The organism is Stenotrophomonas sp. 2YAF22, assembly GCF_052114665.1.
GTDB classification, from domain to species: Bacteria; Pseudomonadota; Gammaproteobacteria; order Xanthomonadales; family Xanthomonadaceae; genus Stenotrophomonas; species Stenotrophomonas indicatrix.
On sequence record NZ_JBFRFE010000363.1, the window covers coordinates 1 to 4,359 of the forward strand.

Consider the following 4,359-nt stretch of genomic DNA (forward strand, 5'->3'; position numbering starts at 1 on the left):
GCACTACCAAAAAAACCCCGGCATTGCCGGGGTTTTTCGTTTTCACAACCGCCTTGGATCAGGCCGCGTTCTTGATCGTCGCCATGTCGATCACGAAGCGGTAGCGCACATCGTTCTTCGCCATGCGCTCCCAGGCTTCGTTGACGTTCTTGATGTCGATCATCTCTACGTCGCTGACGATGCCGTGCTCGGCGCAGAAGTCCATCATCTCCTGGGTTTCGGCCATGCCGCCGATCGCCGAGCCGGTCAGGTTTCTGCGACCGAAGATCACGCTGCCACCGGTCAACGGCGGGTCCAGTTCGGTCAGCACACCGACCAGGCACATGGTCGCTTCGCGCTTGAGCAGGCCCATGTACGGGTTGGTGTCATGGCCGACCGGGATGGTGTTGAGCAGGAAGTCGAAGCTGCCGGCATGCGCCTTCATCTGCTCGGCATCGCGCGAGACCAGCACTTCGTCAGCGCCCAGGCGCTTGGCATCGGCGCCCTTTTCCGGGGTGGTGGTGATCATCACCACGTGCGCGCCGAGCGCCTTGGCGAACTTCACGCCCATGTGGCCGAGGCCACCCAGACCGATCACGCCGACCTTCTGGCCCGGGCCGACCTTCCAGTGGCGCAGCGGCGACCAGGTGGTGATGCCGGCGCACAGCAGCGGCGCGGCTGCCTTCAGGTCCAGCGTTTCGGAGACCTTGACCACGAAACGCTGCTCGACCACCACGTGGTCGGAATAGCCGCCGTAGGTCGGTGCGCCGCTTTCACGCTCGCGGCCGTTGTAGGTCCAGGTCGCACCTTCGGCGCAGTACTGCTCCAGGTCGTGCTGGCAGGCATCGCAATGGCGGCAGGAATCGACCATGCAGCCGACACCGGCGTGGTCGCCGACCTTGAAGCGGGTGACCTCGCTGCCGACTTCGGTGACCCGGCCGATGATCTCGTGGCCCGGCACCATCGGATAGATCGAGCCACCCCAGTCGTCGCGGGCCTGGTGCAGGTCGGAATGGCAGATGCCGCTGTACAGGATCTCGATGCGCACATCGTTCGGGCCAACCGCGCGGCGCTCGAATTCGAAGGGCACCAGCGGGTCGGTATGGGTGTGGGCGGCGTAACCACGGGCGAGGGACATGGGGAATCCTTGGCAGGGTTTGTCGAAAGGCGTTTTACAATACGCTCCGTACCTCAGGGTAAGAAGCGTATATATCGGCATGATTCATCAAGGCAGACTGCACAATCATGGCCACTGACAACCTGACCCACCTGGCCGCCTTCGCTGCGGTCGCCCGCCACCRCAGTTTCCGCCGCGCCGGTGCCGAACTGGCCCTGTCGACCTCGGCGGTGAGCTATGCGATCCGCGCGCTGGAGGAACGGCTGGGGGTGGGCCTGTTCCACCGTACCACCCGCAGCGTGGCCCTGACCGAGGCCGGGCAGCGCCTGCTGGAGCGCCTGCAGCCGGCGCTGGGGCAGGTGCATGACGCGCTGGAGGAAATGAACCACTTCCGCGCGGTGCCGGCCGGCCTGCTGCGGATCAATGCGACGCGGGCGGCGGTGGCGACCCAGTTGGGGCCGCGGCTGGCGCGGTTCCTGCACGCGCATCCGGACGTACGGGTGGAGCTGACCGAGAACGATGGCCTGGTCGATATCGTTGCCGAGGGTTACGACGCGGGCGTGCGCCTGCACGAGTTCGTGCCCGAAGACATGGTGGCGGTGCCGATGGGGCCGCCGCTGCGCGGCTTGATCGTCGGCTCGCCCGAGTACCTGCGACGCCGGCCGGCACCGCAGCATCCGCGCGACCTGGCCACGCATGAGTGCGTGCGCTTCCGCTTCGCCAGCGGCCATCTGTACAAGTGGCAGTTCGAGCGCGAGGGCCAGACACTGGAGATCGACGTACCGGGCCGGCTGACGCTGTGCGAGCAGGGCACGGTGGTTGGCGCGGTGCTCGATGGCATCGGCCTGGCCTATGTGCTGGAAGACACCGCGCGTCCTTATCTGGACGATGGGCGACTGGTGGCGGTACTGGAAGACTGGAGCGAACCGTTCGCCGGGTTCGCGTTGTACTACCCGAAGCAGCGGCAGATGCCCGGCGCGTTACGTGCGTTCGTGGACATGTTGCGCGAGTGAAGCGCGGCGGGTGATGCAGTGCCGACCAACGGCCGGCACCCACCCGCGTCAGTAGATCCACGCCATGCGTGGATGACTCTCCAGGAGTCTCCGCACAGCACGTGGATACCGTGGATGCCGATGAACACTCGGACTTCTACGACAGCCCAGACCTCGCGGAGAGGTTGTCCACCATCTTTCTATACATTGCTGTGAGCTGGACGGCCCGGCGGCGACTTACTTCTGTCTGAAGCCCTGTCAGAAGGTAGTCATTCCAGCGTGCGTCCAGCATCTCTGAGAACTGGTGAAACAGCTGCCATTCGTCGTCTACGTTCGGCACGCGGCACTTGGACAGGTAGTCCATCACTGCGCTCAGGTCGTCGTTGGGATGGCACCTGTCCGGCCTTCCAATTCTAGGATGTGCTGAGTTCCGATTGCAGAGGGAATGAAAATAGACGTGGGTAAAATCGCGCACGGATTCGCGGATATCCCAGCTCCACAGTTCGCCTTCAGAACAGTTCGCGCGGAAGTAATCCATTGCTGATATGCGATGATCATGCAGATCCTGAATTTCTGCGCCGTGGTCACGAGTATGTCGTTCGCTTGCGAAGCCTCTGAGAATGCACCAGTAGAGAAAGAACGCAGTAGCTTGATCCCAGTGCTTCCACCTGTCTGAATTGTCATTCTTCTCTGGATGATCATTTCCGATGGCAGCATGGCTTGGCAAGGAGTAGCGGTGCATCTGTGCAAGCTTGATCTGCCACCGCCGGGGAGTGCTGGGGAGAACAAGCATGCAGTCTGGACGAGAGGTGAGCATCGCGGCCGTTCTCTTGGGCATATCCTCGACAATGAGTTGAGGAGCCGCCTCAACCAGATCCTCAGCGAGGGAGGTCGGAGACAACTGCAATGGCAGGTTGTCTACTGTTGACGGATCAAACCAGATTGAATCTACCCAGCAGACGAAGTGGCGGCCTGATTTCCGGGGTGGGTAGTACGCGGGTGCGAGAATCTCGTGACTCCAGCTGATTTCCAGACCCGTGGGGCGGTGAGACATTTCGCCAAGGGAATTGGAATACGCGAAGGAGGTTGGCTTTGGCGTCTGCGCACCGATACGTTCGGCAATGGAAAGAACCGGATCACTATCGATTCGCTGGCCCAAGAGGTTGCAGAGTTCGGAAAAGAGAAATCGCATGCGACCGCACCGTTTGGATCAACCATGGATGGTCCATTCAGTTTCTTAAGTAAGCCATACAAGAAGTTGCAAAGATTCGCGTGAGACCATTTTGCGAGAATGCGTCGTAGCTCGACCGCCGCAGGCTGGCCACGCTACGCAGCCTGCAGCATAGGTTCCATCAGGTGCAGGCAGTCACGCAGATGCGCATCCACCGATGCGTCTTCGGCAACCACACCGATGGCGCGTTCGCGCAGTGGTTCGGCCACGGCCATGGACAGCACCAGACGCGCCATCCGTTCTGGATCACCGGCGCGCAGCAGACCACGCTGCTGCTGCCGCGCCAGCCAGTCCGCCAGCAACGCACGTCCGCGGCCGATGCCGTTGTCCAGGTAGGCCCGCAGCAGCGCGTCCTTGCCGGGGAAGTCGGTGGTCAACAGGCGGAATACCCGCACCGCCTGCGCTGACAATGCCTGCGCGCACACCGCCTGCAGGATGTCGTGCAGCAGCGGCAGCACGTCTTCGGCGTGGCGGGCATCACGTTGCAGCTGCGGTGCGAAGCCATCGGTCCACTCGCGCACCGCCAGGCCTACCAGCTCATCACGGTTGCCGGCATGCCGGTACACCGTCTTCTTGGCCACGCCGGCATGCACGGCGACGGCTTCGATGGTGGTCGCTTCGTAGCCCTGCGCCAGCAGCAGATCCAGCGTCGCCTGCAGCACGGCATGGCGGACGTCGGCCTCTGGCCGTGCTGGACGCCCGCGGCGACGGGGTGGTGCGATCGGATCGGGAGGCGCAGTAGCGGTCATCGCGCACATTCTAGCGCATTTCGATAATTGCGAAACGAAGTGCGTTTCCGTATTTTCCGGACTTCACCTCCCCAAGGATTCACCATGGACACCGTCGCCAACGCTCACGCCTGGCTGGACCACCACGATCTGCTCCACCCCTCACCGATGCACCTGGAAACCGGCATCCAGCGCCGCGAAGACGGCACTCTGTTGGTGGCGGTGCGCACCGATCTGCATGGCTGCAAGGGCCGCATGCTGGACTGGTGGTTCACCTTCTTCGAGACCACCCAGCACATCCGCTGGTGGCAC

At 62.8% G+C, this 4,359-nt stretch carries 5 protein-coding genes; 2 read left to right on the plus strand and 3 right to left on the minus strand.

All coding sequences use genetic code 11. The features are described from left to right. Window positions 1-58 precede the first annotated feature (58 nt). Window positions 59-1,117 (minus strand): NAD(P)-dependent alcohol dehydrogenase, encoded by a 1,059-nt coding sequence (locus AB4Y84_RS14430; RefSeq protein ID WP_223496540.1) that lies wholly within the window; start codon window positions 1,115-1,117, stop codon window positions 59-61. Window positions 1,118-1,224: 107 nt separating this feature from the next. Here AB4Y84_RS14430 and AB4Y84_RS14435 point away from each other — a divergent pair, with 107 nt between their 5' ends. Continuing rightward, a complete protein-coding gene (locus AB4Y84_RS14435; protein WP_442250332.1) occupies window positions 1,225-2,109 on the plus strand; it encodes a LysR family transcriptional regulator in 885 nt (294 codons plus the stop codon). Between the two features lie 136 nt (window positions 2,110-2,245). Here the strand turns inward: AB4Y84_RS14435 and AB4Y84_RS14440 are convergent, their stop codons facing one another. Next, window positions 2,246-3,280, minus strand: a complete 1,035-nt coding sequence (locus tag AB4Y84_RS14440; protein ID WP_363731650.1) for a DUF7832 domain-containing protein — start codon at window positions 3,278-3,280, stop codon at window positions 2,246-2,248. A 134-nt stretch (window positions 3,281-3,414) separates the two neighbouring features. Next, window positions 3,415-4,077 carry a TetR/AcrR family transcriptional regulator gene (locus tag AB4Y84_RS14445; protein WP_312786410.1) on the minus strand — a complete coding sequence of 221 codons (663 nt, stop codon included), beginning with the start codon at window positions 4,075-4,077 and terminating at the stop codon, window positions 3,415-3,417. Window positions 4,078-4,152: 75 nt separating this feature from the next. On the opposite strand from AB4Y84_RS14445, the gene AB4Y84_RS14450 reads away from it, so the two are divergent. After that, a partial coding sequence (locus AB4Y84_RS14450) for a DAPG hydrolase family protein (protein WP_442250333.1) occupies window positions 4,153-4,359 on the plus strand: 207 nt, incomplete at its 3' end.